The organism is Devosia insulae DS-56 (genome assembly GCF_000970465.2).
In the GTDB taxonomy this organism is placed as follows: domain Bacteria; phylum Pseudomonadota; class Alphaproteobacteria; order Rhizobiales; family Devosiaceae; genus Devosia_A; species Devosia_A insulae.
On sequence record NZ_LAJE02000173.1, the window covers coordinates 25,828 to 51,228 of the forward strand.

General features: G+C 64.0%; 31 protein-coding genes. 16 read left to right on the top strand and 15 right to left on the bottom strand.

Annotation, left to right across the window (positions count from 1 at the left end):
* Positions 1–15: 15 nt before the first annotated feature.
* Positions 16–918 (bottom strand): NADP-dependent oxidoreductase, encoded by a 903-nt coding sequence (locus tag VW23_RS11785; RefSeq protein ID WP_069909765.1) that lies wholly within the window; start codon positions 916–918, stop codon positions 16–18.
* Between the two features lie 117 nt (positions 919–1,035).
* Here VW23_RS11785 and VW23_RS11790 point away from each other — a divergent pair, with 117 nt between their 5' ends.
* Positions 1,036–1,437 carry a winged helix-turn-helix transcriptional regulator gene (locus tag VW23_RS11790; protein ID WP_069909766.1) on the top strand — a complete coding sequence of 134 codons (402 nt, stop codon included), beginning with the start codon at positions 1,036–1,038 and terminating at the stop codon, positions 1,435–1,437.
* Positions 1,438–1,452: 15 nt separating this feature from the next.
* Positions 1,453–1,581, top strand: a complete 129-nt coding sequence (locus VW23_RS29665; RefSeq protein WP_280138986.1) for a hypothetical protein — start codon at positions 1,453–1,455, stop codon at positions 1,579–1,581.
* A gap of 49 nt (positions 1,582–1,630) precedes the next feature.
* On the opposite strand, the gene VW23_RS11795 is transcribed toward VW23_RS29665, so the two are convergent.
* Both VW23_RS11795 and VW23_RS11800 read right to left on the bottom strand, forming a co-directional pair.
* Complete coding sequence (locus tag VW23_RS11795) at positions 1,631–2,059, bottom strand: SRPBCC family protein (protein WP_069909767.1); 429 nt, start codon at positions 2,057–2,059, stop codon at positions 1,631–1,633.
* The gene (locus VW23_RS11800; protein WP_069909768.1) at positions 2,056–2,379 is read right to left on the bottom strand and encodes an ArsR/SmtB family transcription factor; all 324 of its coding nucleotides are present in this window, start codon (positions 2,377–2,379) and stop codon (positions 2,056–2,058) included. The genes VW23_RS11795 and VW23_RS11800 overlap by 4 nt, the downstream gene beginning before the upstream one ends.
* Before the next feature lie 288 nt (positions 2,380–2,667).
* On the opposite strand from VW23_RS11800, the gene VW23_RS11805 reads away from it, so the two are divergent.
* The 11 genes from VW23_RS11805 to VW23_RS11860 all read left to right on the top strand — a co-directional run bounded on the left by VW23_RS11805 (position 2,668) and on the right by VW23_RS11860 (position 13,350).
* Positions 2,668–3,954: a glycosyltransferase gene (locus VW23_RS11805; protein WP_069909769.1), complete on the top strand. Its 1,287-nt coding sequence runs from the start codon at positions 2,668–2,670 to the stop codon at positions 3,952–3,954.
* Positions 3,951–5,129, top strand: coding sequence for a Na+/H+ antiporter NhaA (gene nhaA, locus VW23_RS11810; RefSeq protein ID WP_069909770.1), 1,179 nt, complete (start codon positions 3,951–3,953; stop codon positions 5,127–5,129). Before VW23_RS11805 ends, nhaA begins: the two co-directional genes overlap by 4 nt.
* 327 nt (positions 5,130–5,456) lie before the next feature.
* Positions 5,457–6,476, top strand: coding sequence for an ABC transporter substrate-binding protein (locus VW23_RS11815; protein ID WP_069909771.1), 1,020 nt, complete (start codon positions 5,457–5,459; stop codon positions 6,474–6,476).
* 121 nt (positions 6,477–6,597) lie between these two features.
* Positions 6,598–7,470 carry an ABC transporter permease gene (locus tag VW23_RS11820; RefSeq protein WP_069909772.1) on the top strand — a complete coding sequence of 291 codons (873 nt, stop codon included), beginning with the start codon at positions 6,598–6,600 and terminating at the stop codon, positions 7,468–7,470.
* Complete coding sequence (locus tag VW23_RS11825) at positions 7,467–8,537, top strand: quaternary amine ABC transporter ATP-binding protein (RefSeq protein WP_069909773.1); 1,071 nt, start codon at positions 7,467–7,469, stop codon at positions 8,535–8,537. Before VW23_RS11820 ends, VW23_RS11825 begins: the two co-directional genes overlap by 4 nt.
* A complete protein-coding gene (locus VW23_RS11830) occupies positions 8,537–9,367 on the top strand; it encodes a universal stress protein (RefSeq protein ID WP_176730381.1) in 831 nt (276 codons plus the stop codon). Before VW23_RS11825 ends, VW23_RS11830 begins: the two co-directional genes overlap by 1 nt.
* A 371-nt stretch (positions 9,368–9,738) precedes the next feature.
* Positions 9,739–9,984, top strand: a complete 246-nt coding sequence (locus VW23_RS11835; RefSeq protein WP_141728307.1) for a hypothetical protein — start codon at positions 9,739–9,741, stop codon at positions 9,982–9,984.
* Positions 9,985–10,719: 735 nt separating this feature from the next.
* Positions 10,720–11,571, top strand: coding sequence for an ABC transporter ATP-binding protein (locus tag VW23_RS11845; protein WP_084645983.1), 852 nt, complete (start codon positions 10,720–10,722; stop codon positions 11,569–11,571).
* A complete protein-coding gene (locus tag VW23_RS11850) occupies positions 11,568–12,263 on the top strand; it encodes a fluoroquinolone export ABC transporter permease subunit (RefSeq protein ID WP_069909776.1) in 696 nt (231 codons plus the stop codon). The genes VW23_RS11845 and VW23_RS11850 overlap by 4 nt, the downstream gene beginning before the upstream one ends.
* Positions 12,260–12,991, top strand: coding sequence for a hypothetical protein (locus VW23_RS11855; protein WP_069909777.1), 732 nt, complete (start codon positions 12,260–12,262; stop codon positions 12,989–12,991). The genes VW23_RS11850 and VW23_RS11855 overlap by 4 nt, the downstream gene beginning before the upstream one ends.
* Positions 12,992–13,062: 71 nt before the next feature.
* The gene (locus VW23_RS11860; RefSeq protein WP_069909778.1) at positions 13,063–13,350 is read left to right on the top strand and encodes a hypothetical protein; all 288 of its coding nucleotides are present in this window, start codon (positions 13,063–13,065) and stop codon (positions 13,348–13,350) included.
* A gap of 67 nt (positions 13,351–13,417) precedes the next feature.
* Here VW23_RS11860 and VW23_RS11865 read toward each other — a convergent pair whose 3' ends face one another.
* From VW23_RS11865 to VW23_RS11915, 11 genes are all read right to left on the bottom strand, one after another.
* Entirely contained in the window at positions 13,418–13,759 is a 342-nt protein-coding gene (locus VW23_RS11865; RefSeq protein ID WP_069909779.1) for an acyl-CoA dehydrogenase N-terminal domain-containing protein, read from the bottom strand.
* Between the two features lie 221 nt (positions 13,760–13,980).
* On the bottom strand, positions 13,981–14,679 hold the full coding sequence (locus VW23_RS11870) for a DUF1223 domain-containing protein (protein WP_069909780.1): 699 nt from the start codon (positions 14,677–14,679) through the stop codon (positions 13,981–13,983).
* A gap of 310 nt (positions 14,680–14,989) precedes the next feature.
* A complete protein-coding gene (locus VW23_RS11875) occupies positions 14,990–16,153 on the bottom strand; it encodes a beta-propeller fold lactonase family protein (RefSeq protein ID WP_069909781.1) in 1,164 nt (387 codons plus the stop codon).
* A 65-nt stretch (positions 16,154–16,218) separates the two neighbouring features.
* Positions 16,219–17,163, bottom strand: coding sequence for a LysR family transcriptional regulator (locus tag VW23_RS11880; protein ID WP_069909782.1), 945 nt, complete (start codon positions 17,161–17,163; stop codon positions 16,219–16,221).
* A gap of 281 nt (positions 17,164–17,444) precedes the next feature.
* Positions 17,445–17,801: a DUF1801 domain-containing protein gene (locus VW23_RS11885; RefSeq protein WP_069909783.1), complete on the bottom strand. Its 357-nt coding sequence runs from the start codon at positions 17,799–17,801 to the stop codon at positions 17,445–17,447.
* A 52-nt stretch (positions 17,802–17,853) separates the two neighbouring features.
* Positions 17,854–18,138 (bottom strand): DUF6510 family protein, encoded by a 285-nt coding sequence (locus tag VW23_RS11890; RefSeq protein WP_069909784.1) that lies wholly within the window; start codon positions 18,136–18,138, stop codon positions 17,854–17,856.
* A gap of 9 nt (positions 18,139–18,147) precedes the next feature.
* Positions 18,148–18,888 carry a ferredoxin reductase gene (locus VW23_RS11895; protein ID WP_069909785.1) on the bottom strand — a complete coding sequence of 247 codons (741 nt, stop codon included), beginning with the start codon at positions 18,886–18,888 and terminating at the stop codon, positions 18,148–18,150.
* 4 nt (positions 18,889–18,892) lie between these two features.
* Positions 18,893–19,516 (bottom strand): sulfite oxidase-like oxidoreductase, encoded by a 624-nt coding sequence (locus VW23_RS11900; RefSeq protein WP_069909786.1) that lies wholly within the window; start codon positions 19,514–19,516, stop codon positions 18,893–18,895.
* A gap of 75 nt (positions 19,517–19,591) precedes the next feature.
* Positions 19,592–19,942, bottom strand: coding sequence for a hypothetical protein (locus VW23_RS11905; RefSeq protein ID WP_069909787.1), 351 nt, complete (start codon positions 19,940–19,942; stop codon positions 19,592–19,594).
* Between the two features lie 7 nt (positions 19,943–19,949).
* The gene (locus VW23_RS11910) at positions 19,950–20,291 is read right to left on the bottom strand and encodes a GIY-YIG nuclease family protein (RefSeq protein WP_069909788.1); all 342 of its coding nucleotides are present in this window, start codon (positions 20,289–20,291) and stop codon (positions 19,950–19,952) included.
* 24 nt (positions 20,292–20,315) lie between these two features.
* Positions 20,316–21,680, bottom strand: coding sequence for an MATE family efflux transporter (locus VW23_RS11915; protein ID WP_069909789.1), 1,365 nt, complete (start codon positions 21,678–21,680; stop codon positions 20,316–20,318).
* Positions 21,681–21,876: 196 nt separating this feature from the next.
* Here VW23_RS11915 and VW23_RS11920 point away from each other — a divergent pair, with 196 nt between their 5' ends.
* The 3 genes from VW23_RS11920 (at position 21,877) to VW23_RS11930 (ending at position 24,579) form a co-directional block, all read left to right on the top strand.
* Positions 21,877–22,590, top strand: coding sequence for a GIN domain-containing protein (locus VW23_RS11920; RefSeq protein ID WP_069909790.1), 714 nt, complete (start codon positions 21,877–21,879; stop codon positions 22,588–22,590).
* Positions 22,591–22,659: 69 nt separating this feature from the next.
* Positions 22,660–24,174, top strand: coding sequence for a winged helix-turn-helix domain-containing tetratricopeptide repeat protein (locus VW23_RS11925; protein ID WP_244513540.1), 1,515 nt, complete (start codon positions 22,660–22,662; stop codon positions 24,172–24,174).
* A gap of 105 nt (positions 24,175–24,279) precedes the next feature.
* Complete coding sequence (locus VW23_RS11930) at positions 24,280–24,579, top strand: hypothetical protein (protein WP_069909791.1); 300 nt, start codon at positions 24,280–24,282, stop codon at positions 24,577–24,579.
* A gap of 27 nt (positions 24,580–24,606) precedes the next feature.
* On the opposite strand, the gene VW23_RS11935 is transcribed toward VW23_RS11930, so the two are convergent.
* Positions 24,607–25,254, bottom strand: a complete 648-nt coding sequence (locus VW23_RS11935) for an outer membrane beta-barrel protein (RefSeq protein ID WP_069909792.1) — start codon at positions 25,252–25,254, stop codon at positions 24,607–24,609.
* Between the last annotated feature and the right edge of the window lie 147 nt (positions 25,255–25,401).

Below are 25,401 nucleotides of genomic sequence, written 5' to 3' on the forward strand. Positions count from 1 at the left end.
CTGTGTTCGGTCGGTTTAGCGGGTGATAATGACTTTGCCTTCCGGGCGAGTGGCCAGGAAGTCATAGGCAGCGCCGAGCTGGTCCAGGGGGAAGGTCTTGGTCACGGGGATGACCAGTTCGCCGCGACCGGCCGCATCGGCGATCTTCTGCAGCATCGCCGCGTTGTCGCCACTCATCACGTTCTGCACCTTGACTCGGCCGTCGGCACCTGCGCCTTCGGGAAATCCGGCAACGCCTGCAACGGTAGCACCATCCTTGACGGCGCGAATCGCCGCTGCGGCGACGTCGCCTCCGACCGTATCCACGGCAGCGTCGAATGAACCGGCGGGCACGTCGGTGGCCACTAGGGCATCAACTCCGAGTGTCTTGGCGTCGGCCAGTTGCGAGGCCTGCACCCCAGCAACTGCGGTGATCCCCAAATCCTTCAGGTACTGGATCGCTGCGCGACCGACATTGCCGAGGGCGCCGGTGACCAGCACGCGATCGCCCCTCTTGACGCCAGCGGCATCGACGGCCTGGCGGCCAGTCAGGCCGACAAGACCCAGGGTGGCTCCGGCCTCATACGAGACATTCGCGGGAAGCTTCGCAAGTTGCGTGACTGCAGCGACCGCGTAGTCTGCATGCGAGCCTTTGCCGGTGATCTGCAGACGGCCAATGACGCGGTCGCCCTTGGCGAACTGAGTAACACCGTGGCCGACTTCCGCGACCTCGCCGGCGAGATCGATACCGAGCGTGGCGGGCAGTTCGAGCGGCATCATCTGGGCGAGGTAGCCTTGACGTAGGTAGGTCTCGACGTGGTTGAGGCCGGAAGCAGCCACCTTGACCAGAACCTCACCTGCGCCGGGGACCGGCTGGGCAACGTCTTCGATCTTGATCTGGCTGCTGTCACCATAAGCGACGAGGCGGGACGATTTCATGGTTGAACCCTTCCTTACGAACATTTAGTGCGTAGCGATATGATTGGAAGTGAACAACGGCGCAAGAACGGTTCAAACTGATCGTCACGATCACCGATGATCGTAATGGAGAGCCACATGGCCAAGCCGAACCTGAAAGTTGTCGAGATCGATTACGCTGCCGAGGGCGAAGCGAGTTGCAAAGCTCTGGGCCAGATTTTCGACCGGATCGGCGACAAATGGACGATCATGGTCATCGGCGTGCTCTCCCACGGACCCATGCGCTTCAATGCGCTGCAGCGCGCCATTCCCGGAGTCTCGCACCGGATGCTGACACTGACGCTGCGCGGACTTGAGCGCGACGGCATGGTAACGCGCACCTCGTTTGCGACGATTCCGCCTCGGGTAGACTATGAGCTGACCGCGCGAGGCGTATCGCTGCAGGAGCCGCTCAAAACGCTCGCATCGTGGGTCCGAGCGCAGCAGGCTGGCATCGCCGCCTCGCAACAGGCGTACGACAAGAAAACAGAAAGTCCGTAGCGGACGAGACCGCTGTTGGCGCGAAACCGACCCAAGGTTTCGCGCCAACTTTCAGAGTTCGACCGGCTCTGCGGGCCGAAGCGCGTCGTCTATCGCTACGCCGAGGCAGCGCACCGTGGTCTCGATCTTGGCATGACCTTTTGAGAGCTGCACGGCCCTTAGATTGCCGGTCTTCCGATAAAGCTGTGCGACGTCACGCGCCTGCGAGCCCCATAACGCGCTCCAGCCGCGCGAGGGTGCCGCCCCAGCCGCGCTTGCCCATTTCGACCATGTCGTCGGTGATGCCCGACTGCACGAGCGTCAGACGGGAACGGCGGGCGCCATCGGGCACGATCTCAAATCGGACGGTGCTGTCGGGCGCGTTCTGGCCGGGCACATCCATGGTGAACTCGACCAATCTGCCCGGTTCGACTTTGAGGACCTCACCCGTCATCTCGAACGGGCCGCGCGGCGTTTCGATAGTGATGGACCAGGGGCCCGGTCGGCTGAGATCGAGGCTCGCGGCGGATACACTGGCGCCTTCGGGTCCCCACCACTGCACCAGATACTCGGCCCGCGTGAGGTAGGCATAGAGTTGGGTGGCATCGATGGAGTAGCTGCGTTCGATGCGTAGCTCGCTCATGGCCGGTTCTCCTTGTCGATCAGTTGGTCGAGCCGATCGAGGCTCTGCTCCCAGAATTGCCTGTGGGTCAGCGACCACCTGCCGATGGCCCTGATTGCCTCGGGGCGCACCGAATAGAGCCTGCGCTGGGCATCGACGCGTTGCTCGAGGATGCCGGCATCGCGCAGCACCTTGAAATGATGCGACATGGCCGGAGCCGACATGGTTCCGTCGGCGAGATCGCCCGCCGCCGCTTCGCCCTCGCGCAATAAGCGCTCGACAATGGCAAGGCGCGTGGCGTTGCCGAGAGCGGCGAAGGTATCGGGGAGCATCGTTTCCATAGACGCTTAATTAAACGATTACTGAAATGACGTCAACCTATGTCGTACGGACGGGTCGGCCGGGAGTCGGCCGGCGTGATGCGACAGGTTGAATTCGGCCTGCGGGAGTGCGACAAGGCTCTGGGTGTCTCCGACGCACGGTCGCAGGCAGGTATACGTTGGTCGGGCCGCCAACGGGCATTTCCTTTGGAAGTCACCCATGGTTTCGAGCCGATCGGTCGCGCACGCCCGCTGCGCCCTGTTCCCTTCCAGCCCTCGCACCTGCCGCGCTCATCGGGAGCGCCAGCGGTGAGAGTCGCCATCCATACCCTGGGCACACGCGGCGACGTGCAGCCATACCTCGCGCTCGCGTTGGGCCTGAAGGCCGCCGGGCACGAGGTATTGATCGCCGCGCCGTCGCAGTTCGAAGCCTTCATCGCTAGCCGCGGCATCGCGTTCGCCCACCTTCCGGGCGAGTTCCTGGCGTTGATGGAGACGCCGGAGGCCAAGGCGGCCATGTCCGGAAGCGGCGGCTTTGCGGCGGGCTTCAAGCTGATCAAGCACTTCAAGCCGATCGGTCGAAAGGAGCTCACCCTCGAATGGGCCGCGGCCAAGGCGTTCCAGCCCGAACTGATCATCTACCATCCGAAGGCAATAGCTGCCCCGCATATCGCCGAAAAGCTTGGCTGTCCTGCGGTGCTGGCATCGCCATTACCGGGGTTCACGCCAACCAGGGCGTTTGCCAGTCCGCTGGTGCCGTTCAGGTCGCTCGGCCCGCTGAACCGCCTGACCCACAGCCTGATGGCCGGCAGCGGCGAGGCAATCTTCCGCCGCATGGTCGCAGAATGGCGGGCTGCCGAGCTTGGCCTCAAAACCCGACCGACGCGCCCCCTCAAGCCCGCGGCGACGCTCTATGGCTACAGCCAGTATGTCATGCCGGTGCCGAGCGACTGGCCCGACAGCGTTGCCGTTACCGGCTACTGGTTCCTCGACGACGACAAGAACTGGACGCCCGATCCTCGACTGTCGAGCTTCCTCGGCAGTGGCGAGGCCCCGGTCTACGTTGGTTTCGGCAGCATGCCCGGCCTGGACCCGGTCGAGATGACCAGCATGATCATCGAGGCCCTGGCCCGCGCCGGCCGGCGCGGCGTGCTGGCGACGGGCGGCGGCGCCATCGGCGGGCCGGCCCCCGCCGCGGACCATGTGCACGTCATCGAAGGCGCGCCGCACGACAAGCTTTTTCCGCTGATGTCGGCCTGCGTCCACCATGGCGGAGCCGGAACCACGGCTGCGTCGCTGCGGGCCGGCAAACCCACCGTGATCTGCCCGTTCTTCGGCGACCAGCCATTCTGGGGCAGACGCGTCGCCGAACTCGGCGCCGGGCCACCGCCGATCGACCGCAGGCGCCTTTCGGCACAGACGCTGGCCGAGGCCATCGCACTGGCGACTGGCGATGCCGCAATCCGGCGGCAGGCAACGGCGCTCGGTACCCGGATCGATGCCGAGGATGGGGTCGGCCGATCGATTGACTTTCTTGAACGGCGGCAACTGCTTGCCTCGCCCCTGACCAACCTGAAACCAGTGATGCCATCGTGACTCAGACCAGACCCCGCCCGCTGTCCCTCCTCCGCCAGTTCCTCGACGCGGAGGCTTCCGGCGGCATCGTGCTGATCGTGGCGGCTGCGCTCGCCCTGATTGTGGCAAACTCGCCGCTATTCGAGGCCTATGAAGCTGCGCTGCACGGCAAACTCGGCCCGTTGAGCCTCGAGCACTGGATCAACGACGCGTTGATGGCGCTGTTCTTCCTGCTCGTCGGCCTCGAGATCAAACGCGAGATGATCGACGGCCAACTCGCCACCTGGCCGAGGCGCGTCCTGCCCGGCATTGCCGCTGCCGGAGGCATGGCCGTACCGGCCATCATCTACGTCGCCCTCAATGCCGGCAATCCCGAGACGCTCAAGGGCTGGGCCATTCCCACCGCCACCGATATCGCCTTCGCGCTCGGCGTCATCTCGCTGCTGGGAAGCCGGGTTCCGGCCTCGCTCAAGATCTTCCTCGCCGCCCTCGCCATCATCGACGACCTCGGAGCGGTGGTGATCATCGCGCTGTTCTATTCGACCGGCATCTCGGTGCCCGACCTCGCGGGCGCCGCCGTCGTCCTGGCCATCCTGATCCTGCTCAACCGGCGAGGCGTACTGCAGCTCTGGCCCTACCTGCTGCTGGGCCTGGTGCTGTGGGTACTGGTCTACCGCTCGGGCATCCACGCCACCCTGGCCGGCGTGGCGCTGGCTTTGACCATCCCGCTCCGGAGCAAGGATGGTCGCAGCGACGATATCGAGAACTCCCCGCTGCACCGGCTCGAGCACAAGCTGGCAAAGCTCGTGCCTTTCGTCATCGTGCCCATCTTCGGCTTCGCCAATGCCGGCGTCTCCCTGGCGCATGTCGGGCCCGGCGCACTCTTCGATCCACTCACGCTCGGCGTGGCCCTCGGTCTGGTCGTCGGCAAGCTGGTTGGCGTGTTCGGGAGCGCCGCCATCGCGATCCGGCTCGGCTTCGCCGATCTGCCGACCGGCGCCAGCTGGACTCAGCTTTTCGGCACGGCGCTGCTCTGCGGCATCGGCTTCACCATGAGCCTCTTCATCGGGCTGCTCGCCTTTGCGGACAATCCGGCCCTGCAGGAGGAGGTGAAGCTCGGCATCCTCTGCGGCTCTGCGCTGGCAGCCATTGCGGGCACGCTCGTGCTCTCGGCATCGCGACCGGCGACCAGGTGATCGGCAGCCGGGAGGTCCGGCTGTATGGTGTTTCCCCGCCGTTCAGACCGAGCTTTCCGCTTACTGGCGGCAGCGGCATGAGTCGCAGCCGCCAGTAGCACGACACCATCCGGACGCAACTTGCCTGATGACGGCCTAGGAGTGTGGCCATTCGGCGGCAAATTCCGGTAAAGAATAAGCCCTCTTTAATACATGGTCATAAAGAAGAGTCTGCAATTCGCACAAGAATTGCAGAACTTTCTAACTTGATTGGCCGATTCATGGGTTGACATCACAGTTCGATCTCCTAGTTTCAGACACATACTGGAAAATGGAGAAAATCAACTGATGACACTCAGCCGGAAAGGCGGGCTGTTCGCAGCCTTGCTGCTTCTGGGAGCAGCGTTCGCGCTGCCTGCACAAGCACAGAACGAGCAATGCGGCACGGACCGCACCATCGATATCGCCGAGATGACGTGGCCATCCGCCGCCGCTCTGGCACACATTCACGCAACGATTCTCGAGCAGGGGTTTGGCTGCAAGGTCGAGATCGTTACCGGCGACACGGTTCCGACATCGTCATCGATGCTGTCGCGCGGCACGCCCGCAATCGCCCCCGAACTCTGGACCAGCACGATCGCCGAACCCTGGCAACAGGGCATCGAAGCCGACAAGGTGGTGCAACTGGGCGATGCCATCACCGACGGCACCGTCGAAGGCTGGTTCATTCCCCGCTACGTGCAGGACGCGAACCCCGAGCTGACCACTGCCGAGGCCGTCATCGCCAGGCCCGACCTGTTCCCCGACCCGGAAGAAGGCGGTCAGGGGCGGCTCTACTCCTGCCCGCCGGGCTGGGCGTGCGAGCTTTCCACCTCGGCGCTGTTCGAGGCCTATGACATGCAGGATAAGTGGAACCTGTTTTCGCCGGGCTCGGGCGGTGCGCTCGACGCCTCGATCGCGCGGGCGTTCCTCAGGCAGGAACCGATCCTGTTCTACTATTGGGGCCCGACGGCGATCCTGGGCAAATTCGACGCCGTCCAGCTCGACCTGGGCGAAGCCAGGCCCGATGTCTATGCCTGCAATACCGATGCCGATTGCGGCGAGCCGGCGGGCAAGACCGCCTATCCCTCCTCGCCTGCGGTGATCGGCGCGGCCAAATGGGTCGAGACCGAGGCCCCGGCTGTCGCCGAGTATTTCGGTAAGGTCGGGCTGACCAACGCCGAAATCAGCGAGCTGCTGGTCTATGGCGACGAGAACAAGGCCGACGCCGCAGAGACGGCCGAGAACTTCCTCAAGACCAAAGAGGACGTCTGGACGACCTGGGTTTCGCCCGAGGTCGCAGAAAAGGTCCGCGCCAGCCTCAGCTAGCGTCTCCTCACTGCGCTAGCCATGCGGCCGGGATACTCGATCCCGGCCGCAATCTGTTTTTCGTCGTGCCCGCCGTCGCGCTTTTCGCTGACCGGGTGCGGCCATCAAGGTGCACCAATCCATGTTTCCTGAACTCATCGACACACGACCGCTCCGCCGGGGGGTGGACGACGCACTCGGCTGGGTCGTTACCAACTGGGGCAGCGCCTTCGAAGCCGCGGCGAGGCCGCTGCTGCTGCTGCTCAACGCCATCGAGGCGCTGCTGCTCGCCACTCCGTGGTGGCTGATCATCATCCTGCTCACCGGTATCGCCTGGTTCGCCACCCGGCGCTGGACACTGCCGGCAACGGTGCTCGTCTCGCTGCTTTTCCTCGGAGTGATGGAGCTGTGGAAAGATGCCATGAGCACGACCGCGCTGATGCTGGCCGCAACGCTCACCGCCATCGTCGTCTCCGTTCCTGTGGGTGTCTGGATGTCGCGCTCCACGCGTGTGCGTGGGGTCTTCACCCCGGTTCTCGACCTGATGCAGACGCTGCCCAGCTTCGTCTATCTCATTCCAACGGTAATGATCTTCGGGCCGGGCAAGATTCCGGCGCTGATCGCCACCATCATCTACGCCGCGCCACCGCTGGTGCGCCTGACCGATCTCGGCCTGCGCTCCGTCGATCCAGCGGTGATGGAGGCAAGCCGCGCCTTCGGCACCAACCCGACGCAGCGACTGCTCGGCGTGCAGATTCCACTCGCGCTGCCAACCATTCTCGCCGGCATCAACCAGACCACCATGATGGCGCTCGCCATGGTGGTGATCGCCTCGATGATCGGCGCCGGCGGCCTTGGCTACCAGGTGCTGCAGGGGATCGGGCGACTGGAGGTCAGCCGCGGGCTGTTTGCCGGCCTCGGCATCGTGGTGCTCGCCATCGTGTTCGACCGCATCACCCAGGCCTTTGGTCGTCAATTGCAGACCCGCATCGGCGTTTCGGAGGTCCGGGCATGAGCACCACACACGTCGAGTCCGCCATCCGCATCAGGGACGTGACCAAGATCTTCGGGCCGGCGCCGCTTGAAGCCCTGACCGCCCTGCGCGGCGGGATGTCGAAAGCTGAACTGCAGGCACAAACCGGCCACGTGGTCGGTCTGGACCAGGTCTCCCTCGAGGTCGCCAAGGGGCAGATCCATGTGGTGATGGGGCTGTCCGGCTCCGGCAAGTCCACATTGATCAGGCATGTAAATCGCCTGATCGAACCGACCGCCGGCGAGATCAGCGTGTACGGCGCCAATGTTCTCGAGATGTCGCTGGAACAATTGCGGGAGTATCGTCGCACCCGCGTCGCCATGGTGTTTCAGAAGTTCGGCCTGCTGCCGCACCGCTCGGTGGTCGATAACGTGGCCTACGGGCTCGAGGTTCGCGGCGTGCGCAAGCTGGAGCGCGAAGCCGAGGCGCGCAAATGGATCGAGATCGTCGGCCTCGCGGGCTACGAGAATGCGCGACCGCGTCAGCTGTCCGGCGGGCAGCAGCAGCGGGTCGGACTCGCCCGGGCGCTGGCGCTCGATACCGACATCCTGCTGATGGACGAGGCATTCTCGGCACTCGATCCCCTGATCAGGTCGGGCATGCAGGATCAGTTGGTGAGCCTGCAGAAAACCCTCAACAAGACCATCCTGTTCATCACCCACGACTTCGACGAAGCCCTCAAGATCGGCGATCGGGTCGCGGTGCTCAAGGATGGCGCGGTGCAGCAGGAGGGGCCGCCCGAAGAGATCGTCCTCAACCCTGCCAATGAGCACATCGAGGAGTTCGTTCGCGATGTGAACAAGGCCCGGGCCATCCGCGTCCGCACCATCATGGAGACAGGGCCTTCGGAGCCGTGCTCGATCGCCGTACCCGCCGACGCGCGGTGCGAGGACGTGCTGCCGCTGTTCGCCGAGCATCAATGGGTGGGCGTGCTCGATGCGTCCGGAGCACAGATCGGCCGGGTGACGGCAAGACGGGTGATCGGCGCACTGGCGCGTCACGGTGCAAGGAATCCGTCGGTCTCGACCCCAGCGCTGGAGACTGTCTGATGAAGATCGTCGCGTTCGTCGACCTGTCGCTCTATTCGCACAGCGTCATCGATCATGCCGCCTGGCTGGCCCGCGAGAACCAGGCAGGCGTCGAACTGGTCAACATCGTGTCGCCGAATGAACTTGCGGCGTCCAACCTCGCGCCCGTCCACCCGGCGGGAGCCATGCTGGTGCAGCAGGCCGGCGACCTGGACGCCAAAGTGCAGGAGCTCGCACGCCAGGGCCGCGAGCGGTTGGACCAGGCCCACCGAACATTGAATGCGGCCGGTGTCTACGATGTCGGCACCCGGCTGCTCGAGGGGCACACTGCGCAAACCATGGTGCAGGCGGCCGCGAAGGCGTCGGTCGTCGTCATGGGCAAACGCGGAGAGCGGGCCGACCTGGCGCGGTTGCCGCTCGGGTCCAACCTCGAGCGCGTGGCACGCGGCACCAAGGTCCCGGTGCTGGCGGTTTCGCGCAGCTTCAGGCCCATCAAGCGCCTGCTGGCGGCGCTCGACGCCGAGGCCCCCACCGCTCCGGCGCTCGACGCCCTGACGGGTGGGCTCCTGCCGGCGGGGCCGCTCGACCTGTTGCATGTCGGTGAACCCAGCGAGAACGTCCGCCAGGCTCTCCACCAGGCAGCAACGAAACTCACCGAGGCTGGTTTCGAAGTCGGCTGCCGGACGGAACCGGGGGACGCCGAACTGGTCGTGCCGCAGCGAGTCGTCCTCGACGGGGCCGATCTGCTGGTCATCAATGCATTCGGCAGTTCCAGGTTGAGGTCGATGCTGCTGGGCAGCCGCACGTCCGAGCTGCTGCGAGCCTGCCAGGTTCCCGTGCTGCTGTGCTGAACCGGCGACCCCGGCGGCCGCTCGCGACAAATTGATGGCGGGATCGCGGCGGCACCGTGGCCAAATTGCAACTTTACCCTCGCGCCAAGCTGTCGGACTATCGGTGTGGCGGTTGCAGAGGGCCCGGTGGCCTTGGCCCTCGGCGCATCCCATGCATGCCGACCGCCACCCGTTGTGATGGGAGTCCTCCGTCACAAAAGCGCCTCGTGTGGGCGGTCCTGGGTACCGTAGGGAGGATAGTTCGGGACTGGCGAGACGTTTCGGTGGGCGTGTCATAGCGCGCCCATCGCAAGGATGGAGTCGTCCGCGGACACCCGCACAGCCAGCCGCGGGCGTCTCCATCGCCTTTCCACAACAGCAGGCGATTTCCATTGGGACCACTGGAGCATTTCAACGTTCAACCTGTGCTGGACGACGGCACGGTCGACAAAACCCGCAACTTCAACATCGAGGCGACGAGCGCGCTCAAGGCAGGCGAGGCGGCGCTGGGGCAGCCGCTGGCGCTGGAAGGCAAGTCAGTCCGAGCCATAGTATGGCGGCTCACGGCCGGGTTTGTGCCGTTGCGCGTGCCGCTCTACGACGCGGATCTGGCGCCAGACGCCACTCCCACCGAATGATCTGGCGGTTCTTCAAGCGCGCGGACCAGGGAGAGCACCCGAGCCCGTATTTCATTACCTTCAGAATGCATACCGGCGCGGGACGGATGGAGGCCGCTACCCAGGCCGACCTCACCAGGCTGTTGGGTGACCTTCGTCTCGCCGGTGCGAGTGACATCACGATCGTCGATGTTTCCGGCAGACTGGTGGCATTCGACCCGGGAGGGGCAGAACCCGACAAGTAGGCCGGACTGCACGACGCATCATCCGGCGACAAGGACTGTCGAGAAACGGACACTACAGCTCATCGCCGGGTGCTTCCAAGCGGCCGACGGTACCATGGGGGCGGGGAAAGCGATCTTCCTTGTCAGTTGCCGCCCGCTGACGGGAACGGGACGGTCCGAGGCGAACCTCGGTCGCGCCTTGGCTGTCGCAGCAATTTGGAACGGGCGGAGCCTCCGGCGAGCTGGCGGCAGATGGTCGGCGTCGCACCCCTCTGTGGCTTCGGGTTTACCATAGCCTCTTCATCGGTCTGCTTGCCTTTGCCGATAACCCGGTGCTGCAGGACGAAGGGCAACTCGGTATCCTCGCCGGGTCCGTGATCGCCGCGTTGTCAGGCGCCGCCGTGCTGCTCAATAGCCGTCGAGAGGTCATAGCGTGACCGAGTGGTTTTGCGACAGAATGCCCGGTCTCCACTCAACATTGTGAGTTGTGGGCGCGGGGCGTAGAACACTGACCATCCTGTCGGAGGACCTGATGATCAGCGTCGAGAATTTGGTCTTCACCTATCCGGGCGCTTCAGCTCCGACCCTCAGCAGTCTCACGTTCCGCGTCGAACCAGGCGAAATCTATGGCCTTCTTGGGCCATCTGGCGCCGGCAAATCCACGACGCAACGTATCCTGATGGGCCTCTTGAAAGGGTTTTCCGGAACCGCGGAGATCTTCGGGGAACCTGTAGCGTCGCTGGGCCGGCACCTCTATGAACGCATCGGCGTCAGCTTCGAGCTTCCGGCGGTCTATCTTCGCCTGACCGCCCTGGAGAACCTCAAGCTCTTCGCTGGTCTTTACAGCAAGGCAACGCGCGACCCGATGGAGGTCCTCGCATCTGTTGATCTCGCGGACGCCGCGCACCAGCGCGTCGATCAGTTCTCCAAGGGTATGAAGATGCGGCTCAACCTTTGCCGCGCCCTGCTGCACGATCCGGACCTGGTGTTTCTCGACGAACCAACGACCGGACAGGATCCGGCGAGGTCGCGTCTAACCCGCGACCTGATCCTGGCACTGAAGGATCGAGGCACGACGATCTTCTTGACCACGCACAATATGGCCGAAGCCGAAGAGATCTGCGATCGCGTCGGCTTTCTTGCCGGCGGCTGCATCCCGGTAACCGGGAGTCCCACTGAGCTGATGCGCCAGTTCGGGCGAAGCGAACTCGAGGTAACGACCGCCATGACTGCCGGCCTGGAGAAGCGAAGCTTCGCCATGGAGGGTATCGGCGACAACGCGGAGTTCCTGGGACTTCTTACGGCAGGTCAGGTGGTGTCGATGCACACCCAGGAGGCGAGCCTCGATGATATATTCATCCGGGCAACCGGGGTCGGACAATGAGCGACCGGGCCATCGCACTGATCCGCCATGATGTGCGGCTGCAGTATCGCTACGGCATATACGCGGCCTATGCCGTCATCGTCGCTCTCTACGTCACGGTCCTCCTGCTGTTGGGGGGCGCGTTGCCGCCCTGGGTGCCAGCATTGATCATCTTCACCGATCCGGCAGCAGTGGGCTTTTTCTTTCTCGGTGCATTGATGATGCTGGAGAAGGCGGAGGGCGTACGAACGGCGCTGGCCGCGTCACCGGTCTCGGCGGTCGACTATCTGGCGGGCAAGATGTTCACGCTGGTCGGGCTGTCGCTGACGTCATGCCTGCTGCTGGTGCCGTTCATCCATCAGGTGGCAAACCCTGCCCTGTTGCTCGTTACCGTCGCTCTCACAGCTGTCCAGTATGTCGGCATCGGTGTGCCGATTGCGCTGCGGTTCAGGACCGTCAACGGCTACCTGATTGGCTCGGCGGGGTTTCTGACGCCGCTCATTGCACCTGGTTTCCTGGCGCTGTTGGAGCCCTTTCCACTCTGGCTCGCGGTGATCCCTGCCGTCAGCCAGCTCCGGCTGCTGCTGATGGCGACCGGCGTCGTGAGCTCCACCACGGCCGAGGTCACGATCCCCATGATCGTCGCGACCCTGGCGGCAGTTGGGGCAGTTGCTCTCGCTCATCATGCCCTGCGGGGGGAGCTTGGAAAATGATGCTCAGCATCCTGCGACCCCGCCGCTTCCTGCGCCTGTTGACATCCGACGCCATGAACGTGTCGCGGGATCCCATGCTGCTGTTTGCGATCGTGATGTCGATTGTGCCGGCGATTGCCTTCGCCTTTGCCCGCGAGCCGATGGACGGCGCCGCACTCGCCGCCTTTGGACTTCCCGAGATCTCGAGCTACGTTGCGTTGTTCGTCCTGGTACTCCCCGCCATCCTGATCGGCTGGGTGACCGGATTCCTGCTGCTCGAGGACCGCGACGATGGCGTCCTGCTTGCGGTCGATGTGACGCCGGTCGGCAAGTCGGGTTTCCTGCTCTATCGTGTCACTATCACCGCACTGATCGGTGCCGCTATCACCGCGGTGGCCATTCCCCTCGTCGTTCCTTCGATTGCCTTCGAAGCAAAAATCCTCCTGGTGGCGGCAGTCGCGGCGGAATCCGTCCTGGCGGCGGTCATTCTCCCCGCAGTGGCGCGGAACAAGGTGGAGGGCCTGGCGCTCACCAAGCTGACCAACATCGCGGCCATCATTCCCTTGATCGCCATTATCCCATCGCCATGGCGCTTCGTGGCAGGCATCGTGCCGACCTACTGGATTGGCGAGCTTCTTGTCGGCCCAATACCCGCGCTGCCGGTCGGGGTCATCGCTGTCACCATGATCGTCACCCATGTCGGCTGGGCCGCGGTGCTGTTCTGGCTGTTGGGTCAGCGTATCGGCTAGCGACCATGGCACCCCGAGATCGTTCCCCTCATCCAACCATTGCGGTACAAGGGCCGATATTCGGAGCAGGCATGGATCGAACCGACTACGAATGCGTCCTGAGGCTGAGCGGGCACCGCATCGCCGCGCTGGCGCGGAAGCAGCTCGGCCTCGTCCACGTAAGCCCACAGATCGACCGGGACCTCCTGCTCTGTCTCCAACGGCTTGAGGTCGCCGACCTGCTGAATCATGCGATCGGCGGGTCCTCCAGGCGGATCGTCTCGGTTGTCTTGACCCCAAAAGCGGGGACATCGCTCATGCAATTCAACGACACGACCATCCGGTTGAAGGAGGCCCTGGGTGCCTCCTGGTGGGAATAGCCCTGTCTCACCGACCGCGACGCGATCAAGACGGGGGCGTTCAAGCGTGGGCTTGCCGGAGATTTCCTCAGCCTTGCCAAACGAACGCCGGCATGGGCGGTTGGGGAACATTTGGGCCGGTGATATCGAGGCCCGTCACGTCCTTCACCCACTCCGTCCACCAACTGTCGTGGGCCGAGCTGGTGAAAACCTGCCTCACCTTGGTGGGATCATTGAAGACGAAGGACTGGATCATCAGGTTGCCCATGGGCGTTTCCTGCAGCGTAACGCTGAAGAACTTGAAGTCGCCGGCCTCCCGGCATAGGCGATCCCACTCGGCCCGGTGCGGCGCCAGTTCCTTTTCGAAGTTCCTGACGCGATCTTCCTTGCCCGGTCGGACCGGAAATGCTGCAGACATCATGTAGGCCATCGCTTCCTCCTCCGCATGGCTACGTCCTCGTGTGCCACACTGCATCCGCTGGGCATGGCACTTCAAGCTTGAAGCAGCAGTTCGCCGAAATGCCCCTCCTGGTCCCGATCGACGATGACCTGGCTGGTGCTTCGCCGTAGCGGCTGAGCGTCTACGCCGAACGAGTCTGGTTCACGTAGCCTCTCAACGAACCGGGGGGCTTCCGCGCTGCATTCCCTCGCTCAATCGGTGACCGAAGCGAGGATCGGTCCACCGCCCTTGTTCTGGACGAGCACCGCGGTTCGCATCCCGTCTTCCGCGGCGCCTGTATCGAAGGATCGGGCTGCGCCATTCCATTCACCCAGAAGCCGCAGCATGTGGACGACATGGGTATGCGGCAACGTACGGCCAGTGTTTTCCCCGCGGCCGACCGGCACCTGCACGACGTTTGGGTCGTACCGAACAAGCCAGACGTCGGCGCCGATCGAAGGTGCATCTCCGGCGCCGATGTCGATGCGCCCATTCGTCAGGCTCAACTCGGGGGTAGTAGTTGGAGCCGCCGCATCCACCAGTTGTTCGATTTCGGCAAGATTGTTGCCGACGGCAGTGGCAGAGCCGTTGACGACCATCTGTGGAGTGTAGGGCCCCGGCTGGCCGAGCGCGGGTTCGTAGATGCGCTGACGCTCGGTGTATTCCTCCCGACCGAACGAGTCCTTCCATCCAAGATAGTCCCAGTATGTAACCGCAAAGCTCAGCACGAGCACGTCGCGGCGTTTGCTGAGCTCGATGAGATTGGCATTGGCGGGCGGACACGAGGAGCATCCCTGGCTGGTGAAAAGCTCGACAACGATGGGTTGGCTCGCCGCCTGCGACGGACCGGCAGGCCCTGCGGCCGCGAGCACGAACATGAGGCCCACGACGGCCTGTTGCGACTTCTTCATGCGGGACTCCCGTGGATGTGCTGACGCGTTGACAGGTCGAGATGATGCGCAATCCGACCCCGCCTAGGCCTGTGGCAGCGTGACATCAGGTCGGTTGGTTGAGGGCCACGAGTCGCTGACAAGCCGGTTCCAGTCGTTCGCGCATCGACGCCGCCGCCCAAATATGCCGCGGCGCGATGCTGGCAGGTCTGTTGGCGCTTGAGTGCGCCTGTGTCACGAATTTCGCTGCGAAGTGAGGAAAGGTTACAGTCGATCACTGACTGGTGACTGGAGCGCCTCGTGCCGCGAAGCGCTCCAGCCGGGCTGATCCTCAGGCGACAGCAAGACCCTGGGTTGAGTTGTACGGGATCGCGGCCTCGCTGACCTTGGTGAGTTGACCGTCATCGCCGATCCGGTAACCGACCAGCTTCCTGGCATTGGCGTAGAGCTGATAGAGGAACGGACCGGAGACGGCGTTGTCACCGGCTCCGCTCGAAACCACGCCGGCAAGGCCCTTGAAGGTGCCATCGCCCGTTTCCTGGGCGGCGGTGCTCTGACGGACCATCAGGCCATTGTCATCGATCCGGAACGTGCTCACCGTGCCGTAGCCGAAGTTGGCGCCGAACGCGTAGCGGTTGTCCTCGCTGACGCTGATCCAGCAGATCTCGCTTGGCTCGGTCGGCATGCCTCCTACGACAGTGTCGATTTTGGATGGCTTCCCGCTCATGACGTTGCCGTTGGCGGCAATTGTCGAAAGAACCGCGGCGCTCTCGGCGGCGAGCACGGTCACGAAGGTATTGGGATTGCCGTTGAGGAACACGTTGGCGAACGGGGTGATGCCGCCGGCATCGTTGAAGATCGGTTCGCCGAGGGCGCCACCCATCATCACCGGGAATGTCACCAGCGTCTTCTCCTTGGCAAGCGTCAGTCCGGCTTCGCTGGGCCGGGCGTCAAACAGCACTGCGGCGATCAGGTACTTGTTGTCCGGGGTGAGGACGATCTGGGTCGGGACACGATCCATCGTCGTCATCGGCAGGTTGACCGACCGCGACTGCGGCCGGAGCGTCAGCTTGCCGCCCATGGCGGTGAAGATGCGAATGTGATCGGGTCCGAACGAGTGCGACACGTAGAGCGTGCCGTCGGCGTCGTTGAAGGCCAGGCTGTTGGCAGTGCCCGACATTCCGGTCACCACGTTGCCGGTGCCCTTGGTGTCGGTGAGCGTCAGCATACCGTCCATGCCGATGGCGAACGCCGAAACGGTGTTGTCGCCGGCGTTCACGGCAAACAGGGACTTGTGGTCTTTGCTGACCACGATCGAGTTGGAACTGATGAGCGAGTCCGGGCTCGACTTCTCGCCGGTCAGCGGTGTGAAGCCGTTGGTGCCCTTGCCGCCGGTGGGAACGCGCTGCACTTCGACAAGCTGGCCGTCGCCACCGCGCTTGAAGTTGATGATCTGGTTCCGCGTCTCGTTGGTCTGAGTATAGACATTGGTCATGGCATCCTCCTCTTGGATGGGAGGAGGATCCCGCCGAACCGTCGTCAAGAACAGCCGCTGACGGGCTAACGAGTCGTTAGTCGGTGCGCAACGTCACTCGCCGGCGGCCCGGCGACCTGCCGCAGTTCGACTGGATTTGGCCAGCGGTTCTTCCGGGCTGCCGCGATCGCCGCCAGAACCGGCGCACTATGCGGTCGGCCTGCCACCGTCGCGACACTGATCTGTCGATGGACTTCGGGTTCGACCAGCCGGCGCATCTCGATACCCGGCATCAGGTAGATATGCTCAGGCATGATTGCGCAGCCCAGCCCCGAGCGAACCAGGGACTGTATCCACTCTTCGCGCTCGCCGATGTAGGTGAGGTTGACGAAGTCGAATGGCCGCTTGTGCCCCAGGCGGCTCAGGTTCTGCGGAAACTCGCAGTGGACCCGCTGCACATAGTCCTCGCCCTCGAGTTCCCGCAGCGGCACGGCATTCATTTTGGCGAAGCGGTGGCTGGGCGGAAAGATGACATAGAAGTATTCGCGGTAGAGCGGCGTGGTCCGGATGCGCTCATCCTTGTGCTCGACGCTTGACAGCGCGATGTCGATTTCGCCGTGCAGCAGGGCCTGCTCGATCTCCTCGCAATTGGCCTCCCAGATGAAGAGCTCGAGCCCGGGTGCTTCGGCCTTGAGGGCCGTAAGATAGCCGGTGAGCACGTCGGCACCCATCGAAGCGAAAATACCCAGTTTCAGGCGCGCCGCGTTCAGCTTGGCATACTCGCTGGCATCCCGGGTCGCGGCTTCGGCTGCGTCATTGAGCCGAGTGAAATGTTCCAGCATCAAGCGGCCGAGGTCGGTCAGGTGTGTAAGGTGACGCTCGCGGCGGAACAGTTGCCCGCCAAGCTCCTCTTCGAGCTGATGGATTGCGCGGCTGAGGGAGGGAACACTGACACCGCACTGCTCGGCGGCGCGCGTGAAATTCAGCGTTTCACCGGCTTTCAGGAAATAGCGGACCTGGTGCAATTCCATAGGACGCCCCGCGGCAGCATAACTGCGGCATACATGAAGCGTCTTTCGCCCCAAGGTGCAACAGATTCTGCCTCAGGCGGAGTGTCGGCCAGGGAGCGCGATCTGCGAGAATGAGGAGGCTCTCCAGGCGGGCAGGCGTCGACCCCGCCCGTGCCTGCCCAGCTCGACCATCTCGGCGGAGATACCCGACTGGACAAGGGTGAATCGCGATCCACCCAGACTGTCGGGGTCAATCTCAAAGCGTACGGCGCCCGCCGCCGAGGAATAGCTTGAGCGGCGGCCTACCCCCGATCGCGCAGGTCGCACCACGCTCTCACCAACCGGCCAAGTTCGGCCGCCTTGAGCTTGAGATCGGCCGCATCGAGAAACTTCATCACGCGCGAGACGTCCCCAGTTCCTTGGAGCGAGGGGAAGTCGCCGGGGATCTGCGCGCCGGTGTGGAACATCAAGCTCACATGAGCCTTCGACTTGGGGTAGAAGCTTGCCAGGTTGCCCTTATAGACAAAGGTCGGTGCCTGCCACTTGATCGTCTCGGTCATGCGCTTGTCAGCCTTCAGCACAACCTGGCGCACCGCCTCAACCAGGGGCTTTTGTGGATTTTCATACTTCGCCATCCAGGCGTCGACGTCATCGGCCATCCCTCACCTCCTCGGGAACGAAGCTCGCGCCAACCTCATTGGGTAGAGGCGATTACCTCGCGATCCTGACAAAAGCTGCACCGCGCGCATCGAGATAAACACCGCGTGGTGTCTCGACGAGCTTGATCATCACGGCCTCGCAGCTTGGGCAGCGGAGCACCACACCCGGTGCATGGGTGAAGGCGAGCAGCGCGCCCATCATGTGGTCCTGGCCGCAACTCGCGCACTCGGTCAGGCTCGTCGTCATCTCGGCGCCGAACAAGGCGGCAAATCGGCCGGCGACCGCGTTGCCGTCGAGCATCATGGCACGATTGACGTCGTCGGCTTCGGTTTCCATTTTCGCCTCTTAGCTTCCTGAGGGCCCGAACCGCTCGGTGCGGATACGGTTGGCAGGAACGCCGATCTCGGCCAGCCCGTTCGCTGCCGCCTCAACCAGCAGGGTTGGCCCGCAGATGTAGCAGAGCGGCGTTCTGCCCAGTGGTCCGGCGACCGTCGCCAGCATCGCTGCATCAATCCGCCGGCTGTATCCGTGCCAGTCCGAAGGCTGGCTGCGTGTGAGGGTGTAGAATACCTCAAAGCCTGATCCGTCGGCGGCAAGCGCGTCGAGTTCCTCGCGATAGATCAGGTCGTCGTAGCTGCGTGCACTGAGCAGCAAGCGCGTCGGAACCCGCGAACCCGCCGCCGCCCGATGTCGCAGCATCGCCATAAGGGGCACGACCCCGGAGCCGCCGCCGATCAACAGCAGCGGCCCGCCGAGTGCGGCCTCCCAGACGAAATAGCCGCCAATCGGACCGCGCACCTCGATCCTGTCACCAACCACTGCCACCTCATGCAGAAAGCTCGACACCTCGCCATCGTTGATCTTCTCGATGGTCAGCTGCACCTGCCCTTCCGTCTCCGGGGCGGACGCGATCGAATAGCTGCGCTGTGCCTCGTAGCCGTCGGCGGCCCGGAGCCGCAGGTCGTAGTGCTGGCCTGCCCGGTGTCGCATCCAGTCCGGCAAGTGGAGGCTGAAGGTCTTGACCTCCGGCGTCTCCGACCGAACCGCGGCAATCGTTGCCAGCTGCCACTGAAGAGGGAGGTTCATTGCATCAATCGCCCGTGTAGCGTTCTTCCTTCCAGGGGTCGCCATGGTTGTTGTAGCCGGCCGACTCCCAGAAGCCCGAGCGGTCCTTGTCCATGAGCCTCAGACCCGTGACCCACTTGGCACTCTTCCAGAAATAGAGGTGGGGAACGACCAGTCGTACCGGTCCGCCATGGGCTGCCGCCAGCGGCAATCCGTCATACTCGTAGGCAACGAAGGCCCGCCCATTGAGGATGTCGGGCAGCGGCATGTTGGTGGTGTAGCCCTCGAACGTATAGGCGGTGACGAAGGCGGCCCGGGGGTCCAGCTCGACATGTTCGAGCAGTGTATCGACGCTCACGCCCGTCCAGCGCGTATCGAGCTTGCTCCATGTCGTCACGCAATGGATATCGACCGTGAACTGCTGGGCCGGCAGTTTGAGGAACTCGTCCCAGTTCCAGCTCACCTTTTCACGGACGAAGCCCTCGATGGTAAAGCTCCACCGGTCGAGGGCGACGCGCGGCGTGGGCCCCGCGCTCAGGACCGGGAAGTCCTTGACCTCGTGCTGGCCGGGCGGGATGCGTTGGGTTTTGGTCGCGCTGCTGGCTTGACGCTTCCCCACGAAGCCACGTGTGACAAACTCATTTGCCATTTTCTGTCGCCCCTCGAGCGGCACCAGCCTAACAGAAGGCGGCGGTCACACAACTCGCCGCCCGTCTCTCTCTGGTCACGCAGTGGCCGCCTCTGATTTCTTCTGCCTGGCCGCCAACGCGGCGATCTCGTGTTCCGGATCGCCGAGCCGCCTCGCCGCTGCGATGGCGCGAGCAAAATGCGCGAGAGCCTCGGCGTTGGCGTTGACCTGCTGCGCGACCTCGCCAGCCATCGCGTAGTAGAGTTTGGCGCGCTCGTCGTTGCCGGCGAGCTCGAAATGCTGGGCCAAACGATGCGCCTGACCCTCGAGGCGGTCTGCAAACAACGTCTCGATGGCCTTCGCCACCCGCAGATGAAATTCGCGGCGTTTTCGGTTGAGGATCGTCGCATACGCTGCGTCGCGCGCGAGCTGGACCTGAGCGGACATCGCGATTTCAGGTGCTCACCATGCTCATCGCCCCAAGACGATCACGCCAGGTTGCAAGCAGTTCCTTGAGCGCAGCTTCGGGATAGGCTGTTTCGGCGTCGGCGAGTTGGGCCACGACGTCGTACCGGAAGGCGTCCTGACCATGCGTGTTCCATGCGTCCTGGAGGCTGGCGGGGCGCTCGCTGCCGAGCCGCAGCGCGAACCAGATGCGGTTCTGCAGCTTGTCGAGGTTACGGGTCTGGCCCACCCAGGTTTGCCCGGATGGCACGCAGACGACGGCATAGATGCCCATCTGCTGCTTCCGTTCCTTGTAGGCCAGGAGGGCGGCTTTCTTCTGTTCGGCGTGCATGGTTGATCTCGTTGGGTTGCGGGCTCAGGCGGTGCGGAACGGGCTGCGGCCAGTGGCGCGCGACTGGTTGACGACGACCAGCGCGGTGACTGCGACGAGCAGGATGTCGGCGATCGGCGCGGCCAGCCAGATACCGGTCGCGCCCAACATCAGCGGCAGCACGAAGGTCAGCGGGATGGCGAAGGCGTAGGTCCGCGACAGGGCAAGCAGTGCCGCACGCCTGGCATCGCCGATGCTCTGCAGGTAGTTCGAGATCATCATCATCGGACCGAAGGTGAAGTAGAACGCCAAGAACATCGGGATGATGCGCGCCACTTCGGCCTGCACGGCGGGGTCGCTGACGAACAGCGCGCCAATGTGGTCGCGGAACACGATCAGCAGCGCCTCGACCAGGCCCGAATAGACGAGGCTCGTGACCACCGCGAGCCGCAGGGTGGCGTTCGAACGGGCCCACAAGCCGGCGCCGAAATTGTTGCCGACGATGGCCTGCATGGCGAGGCTCATGCCCAGCAGCGGGAAGAAGGCGAAGGTGACAAGGCGCGTGATGACGCCATAGGCGGCTACCGAGGCATCGACGTCGGCATCGCCGAACAGGCGGAGCGCGACGATGATGGCCGTGGCGCCAAGCGAGATGCCGATAAAGGTCAGGCTGCGCGGCGCGCCGAGCGCCAGGATCGGCTTCCAGCCGAAGCGCCAGCCGCGCAGGTCTGCCACCGAAAGGCTCAGCGGCAGGCGCCTCGTCGCTCGGTAGGCCAGAACCGCGACCAGCGCCAGCAACTGAGCCAGCACGGTCCCTGCTGCCGAGCCGGCAACACCAAGCCCGAACCAGACGATCAGGCCGTAGTTGAACGCCATGTTGGCCAGCGACACGAACAGCCCGGTGATCGCCATGAAGCCGACCCGGCCCTCGATGCGCAGCGCGTCCGATTGCAGCATCAGCACGAAGCCGATCGGCGCGGTGAAGATGGAGACGCTGAGGAAAATGTGGCCCATCTGCGCCAGGTTGGCGTCGCCTCCGGTGATCGAGCTCACCAGCGGCCAGCCGAACGCTGCGAAGGCGAGCATCAGCGCGAAACTGAACCCAAGCGCCAGGCCGTGCGCACCGGCAAAGCTGCGGCGCGCCTCCTCCAGTTTGCCGGCACCGAGCAGGCGGCCCAGCACGCTTCCCATGCCGCTCGAGACCATGGTGGCAAGCGCCGTCAGCAGCATCGACAACGGGAACATCAGCGTCACCGCGGTCAGCGCATCCGGCCCGACAAAGGCGCCGAGGAAGATGGCGTCGACGACTGTCAGCAACCCGTTGACACTGGTGAGCAGGATGATCGGCGCAGCGGTCTTGATGAAGACCCTGGGGATGGGGGCGGTGAGGTACGGGTTCGCGGCTTGCATGAGTTCGCTCCTTGGATGCCGTCAGTTTGCCGCGGGCTGCATCGGGGGTCCTGAGACGGTTCTGATGTTTTTCCGATGCTCGCCACGGAAATCAGAAATCCATCGGAACGGTCTCAGGAGTTCGTGCCGCGATCGCCCTATCTGAGGCTCAACGCCGTCTGCACTGCGCCGACGGGCCAACCTCAAGGGTACTCAAATGACCAAACCGCTATTCACCACGATCCTGCTGCTCGGGGGTATCGCCGCGCTGTCCGTATCGCCGAGCCTTGCCGCTTCGAAGACCTATGATCGCGCTGCATTCACCGGCGTCGACATCGGCTCGTCGCTCGATGCGAGGATCGAAATCGGGCCGATCCAGTCGATCCGGGCCGAGACCGCAGACCAGGTCAATCTCGACAAGTTGCACGTCGAGGTGGTCAATGGCCGCCTGCGCGCCTTTATGGAGCGCAGCGTCTGGGATCTCGTCTCGTTCAGCGATCCGCATGTCGCCATCACCATCGTCACGCCGTCCCTGGATGCCCTGAGCGCCAGTGCCGCAGCCGAGGTTATCGCCTCGGGGATGACCGGCAGCAAGCTGACTGTCGAGGTGTCCAGCTCCGCCGATATCAAGGTGGCGCACATCGACACGCAGTCGATCGCCATCAGCGCCTCGAGCGCCGGCACGCTCGATCTCGATGGCGCCTGCGTCAGCGGCACCGTGCAGATTTCGAGCGGTGCCTCGATCTCGGGTGCGGCGCTTGAATGCGTCGACCTGAACATCGAGGCCTCCAGCGGCGCCAGCGGCGTGCTGTTCGCCAGCGGCCAGGTGAACGCGCAGGTCTCGAGCGGCGCCAACATCCAGCTCGCCGGCCATCCCGACCACGTCGACGACGAGGTGAGCAGCGGCGCCGATGTCGACGTGCTTCGCTGAGCCGCTTCACTTGACACCATTCGCGGGACGTACGGGTATACCTGCCCGACGTCTCGCGAGTGCCTCGCTTTGTCCGATACCGTTGCCGACGAGATCTTCCGGTTCGGATCCTTCGTGCTCGACCTGCACATGGGCACGTTGTCGCGTGACGGCGCGGCGATCTACCTGCGCCCCAAGGCGCACAGCCTGCTGGTCCACCTGGCGCGTAACCTCGGCCGGGTTGTACCAAAGTCCGAGCTCATGGATGCGGTCTGGCCCGGCATCTACGTCACCGAAGATTCCCTCACCCAGTCGATACGCGAGATCCGCAAGGCCCTGGGGGATGCTGCCGACACGGTCCGCACGGTATCGCGGCGCGGCTACATGCTGACCGGCCGGCTCGAGCCGGAGGCTGAACCGGCCAGCCAGCCCGTTGTCGCCATCCTGCGCTTTCGCAACGACAGCGGCGACGTGGCGCGAGAGCCGATCGTCGACGGCTTTGCCGAGGACATCATCACCGGGCTCGCGCACTATGGCTCGGTAGTGGTGCTGGCTCGCAATTCCAGCTTCCAGTTCCCTTCGTTTGAGCCGGCCGCCTGGTCCGATGTCGCCTCGCGCATCGGCGCCGACTATCTCGTTGAAGGCTCGGTGCGCTGGTCAGGCATCGATGCGCAGGTGAGCGTCAACCTGATCGATGCCAAGGCGCAGCGCCAGCTCTGGGGCGAACGCTACGAGGCGCACGATATCGAACTGTTCGCCGTGCAGCGCCAGATCGGCGAGCAGATCGTCAATCGCCTGGTGTCGCGCCTCGATGAGGACAGCATCCGGCGCTCCTCGGTGAAGCCGGCGCAGACGCTGGCGGCCTATGAACTGGTGACCCGTGCGCTGGTGATCCTGCGCGGCTACGAGCATGTGCAGCCGGAAAAGGCCCTGCCGTTGCTCGAACTGGCGGTCGAAAAGGAACCCTCCTACGGCATCGCCCTCTCCTATCTGGCGCTCTGCCGGTTCATGATCGGACGCTACACCACCACCGATCGTGAAAAGCTCGAAGCGTTGCTGGATCTCGCGACCCGCGCCGCGACGCTGTCTCCGGGCTCGGCGGTGGCGCCGCGGGTGATGGCGCTGGTGCGGATTTACCTGCGCCAGCACGCCGCAGCGGAAAGCGACCTGCGTCTCGCCCTCAGTCTCAACCGATCGGATGCCGATTCAGTGGAGCAGATGGGCTACCTTCTGGCGATGCGCGGCCGACCGCAGGAAGCCATCGAGTGGATTGATCGCGCCGTGCGGCTCAATCCGATCTTCCCGCCCTGGTACCACTATGATCGTGCCCTGGCGCAGTACGGCCTCGGCGATTACCAGGCGGCGGCGCATACGCTCGAGCGCGTGCCGCAACGCGGCATCTGGCACGATGCGCGGCTGGCGGCGTGTTACGCGCAACTGGGTGATGCCGATGCCTGTCGGCGCAATCTCGCCAAGGTGCATGCCGCCATCCCTGAGTACCCGCTGATCTGGATCGCGCGCGAGCAGATGCCTTACGAGCATGCCGAAGACATCGAGCACCTGGTCGAGGGCTTTACCCTGGCGATGGAATTCGCCAAGGGCTGACCCACGCATTTCAGAAAAGCATCAGATCGGCCTCAGGATACGACGTGGCCAATGTGGTTTGTGGCGCATGCGGCAATCACGCCTGCGCCAGTTCTGGAGACCCCCATGTTTGCGCCCGTCACGCGTTCATCGGCTTTCGCGCCAATCCGTTCGCGTTGCCAGCAACACGAACTGCACGAGCCGACTTCCGAAGACATTTTCGACATCGAGGCGGAATATCGCCTGGTGCGCGTGCAGCCGCCGGCGAAAGAGCCGCGCGGCATGGTGCGGCGTGTCGCGGACATCGCAGCGGCAGCTGGTGTGGCCCTGCTCATCATCGGCTCTTCGGTCGTCATGCTGGAATTGCCGCATCAGCGCGGCGCACTGGCCGGCTCGTTCGCCGACTCGCAGCAGGCCAGAAGCTAGAGCGCGGCCCGTTCGGGCCTGGGTTTGTCAGAACGATAGCTTGATACCAGCCATGGCGGTGACCAGCGGCCCACCGTCAAGGGTATAGGGGTGCGTCGAGTCGTCGGCGTCCATCGCGCCGAATGAGTTCTGCAGTCGAACTTCACCGATCAAGGCGACATTTTCCATGATTGAGGCGCTGACGCCGCCGATCAGCTGGTAGCCGAACCCGGTATAGCCCCACTCAGCGCCACCTGCCTGGAAATTGACGCTGTGGAGCAACCCCACGCCGACTGCGCCGTAGACGCCGAACATGTCGTTCAGCACGATGCTGGCCTTTGCATTCGCCATCAGGCTCGTGGTGCCCTGCGTATCGTTCGGAAACGAAGTGTAGACCCGACTCGTGTGCAGGATATCTGCCTCGACGGCGAAGCCGTCCGCGACGATGACACCCACCGTTCCTGCGACGGCGTAGCCAAGGTCCATCTCATACGGCAGGGCAACTCCTGCGTTCAGCAGGTCATAGTAGGTGAGGTCACCGCTCGCCACGCCACCCAGCAGTTGCACATAAAAGCCAGGATCGCTCGCCTCGACGACGCCTGGCACGATGGTGTCCTCGACGATCGGGTCAGCGGCATAAGCCGCCGAAGTCAGGGAGAGTGCAGCACCAGCAAGCAGAAGAGCGCGAAATGACATGTTATGAAAGTCCCAAGCAATGTGCTCCGAGTAGCTTCCAACCTCTTGCCTTTGGCAAGATCTCCCTCGCGTCGTTTGACCAGATGCTCGCTGAGCGGCGCACGCTCGCGGCGCTGGTGAGACAAAGATGCCACAGTGATTTCGCCT